Genomic DNA, 1,987 nt, shown 5'->3' on the forward strand with positions numbered 1-1,987 from the left:
AAAGACTGAACAGTATCTTTGGAATTATATCCCGTATTACAAGGTTGGTCTAAACTCTCAATTCGTTATAGTCCTAGAGGAAATTTTATGCAAGTCAATGCTATTTTAGGTGTAGACATTTCTAAAAAGAAACTTGATGCTTGTTTATTGATAGACAACAAAGAACGACATAAAGTTTTTCACAATAACAAGGAAGGTTTTGAAAAGCTTGGTGTAATAATCACGGAGCAGTCCTTATTCATCTGTGCCTAGAAGCGACTGGTTGTTACAGTGAAGATATAGTTATTTTTATGTATGACCTTGGACATAATGTAAGTGTGGTAAACCCTGCTCAAATCAAGGCTTTTGGCAAAAGTGAGCTACTCAGAAACAAAACAGATAAGTCAGATGCTGCCATGATTGCTAGGTTTTGTATTGCTAATAAACCTAATCTTTGGAAACCTGCTCCTACTGAAGTCAAGCGTTTAAGAGATCTCTATCGTTGTTTGCAAGCATTTAAAGACGACAAGTTACAACAGATGAATCGCTTGAAATATGAATTCCCGTTGTAAGCAAGCCATACTTGAAGTAGTTGCTACAATAGAAACAGAAATTTCTGCTATAGAAAAAGAGATTTGTGAGCATGTTAATAACCATTCACACCTAAAAAATATGATAGAAAACATCAAGACTGTAAAAGGTATAGGACATCTTACTGCTGTTGCTATCGTTGCAGAAATGCCATCTGTTGATAATTTTGATAATGCTAGACAATTTACAGCCTTTGCCGGTCTAAATCCTGAATATTACCAATCAGGTTCATCTGTCAGTAAAAAAAGTAGAATATGTAAAATAGGGTCGGAACGTATTCGCAAAACTCTTTATATGCCAGCTATAGTAGTCAAGAATCATAATTCTCACTTTCAAAAGTTTTGCCAACGTTTAGCAAGTAAAGGAAAATGTCCAATGGTAATAATTGTCGCATTAATGAGAAAATTAATGCATGTGGTTTTTGGTATTTTAAAAAATAATCAACCATTTAATGGTGATTTAGTGAAATAATCAGTTGACATGAGAGACAGTATCTTTCTTATGCCACTTTTCCTTAAGGGAATGTTCAAAAAAGTGTGTCAAACCGAAAAAAAGTAATTTATATCAATTTAAAAATGGAGGTTTGACAATGAGTCAAAAAGTAGTAAACAGAACTAACGGATTGGTAGATTATAAAGAGTTGGAAACAAATATCCTGTCGTCTATACGAGAAGGAAGACCGTTGACAGGAAAGGAGGGAGCATTAACACCATTTATAAAAAAGCTGCTGGAGGCGAGTCTAGAAGGTGAAATAGAAAACCATTTATTAGCTGAAAGTGAAGAAAATAATCGCAGAAATGGGAGGAATGGAAAGACTTTACGTACAAGTGCAGGTTCATTTGAGCTGTTAACGCCAAGAGATAGAGAAGGAAGTTTTGAGCCGCAAATAGTCAAAAAAAGGCAAACAAGCTTACATCCAGAGCTTGAAACGAAGATTTTGAGCACATTTGCCAGTGGTATGAGCTATAGAGATATAGCGTCACACGTTGAGGAAATTTATGATCACAAAATATCGGTAGCAGAGATATCAAGTATTACCGACAAATTACTGCCTATAATCAATGAATGGCGTAGTCGTCCACTGCAATCAGTATACCCGATAGTATTTATGGATGGGATGTTCTTTAAGGTCAAGGAGGATGGACATTGCGTAAGTAAATGTATGTACAATATATTGGGCATAGACCAAAATGGCAGAAAAGAAGTCCTGGGCTTTTATTTGGCTGAAAGTGAAGGAGCTAACTTTTGGTTGGAAGTGCTAAATAACCTCAAAGAAAGAGGAGTAGAAGATATTCTGATTGCATGTGTAGATGGGCTAAAAAGCTTTCCTGCAGCCATCAACAGTGTATTTCCCAGTGCAGAAGTGCAGCTATGTATAGTACACCAAATAAGAAATTCTCTGAAATATGTATCCAGT

At 35.7% G+C, this 1,987-nt stretch carries 1 protein-coding gene and 1 pseudogene; both read left to right on the forward strand.

Annotation, left to right across the window (positions count from 1 at the left end; all coding sequences use genetic code 11):
- Positions 1–87 precede the first annotated feature (87 nt).
- A pseudogene (locus tag Wcon_RS13550) lies at positions 88–1,041 on the forward strand (IS110 family transposase).
- Positions 1,042–1,159: 118 nt separating this feature from the next.
- Positions 1,160–1,987, forward strand: an 828-nt coding sequence (locus tag Wcon_RS09615) for an IS256 family transposase (protein WP_114516781.1), incomplete at its 3' end; no start/stop codon positions are given.

The organism is Wolbachia endosymbiont of Cylisticus convexus, from assembly GCF_003344345.1.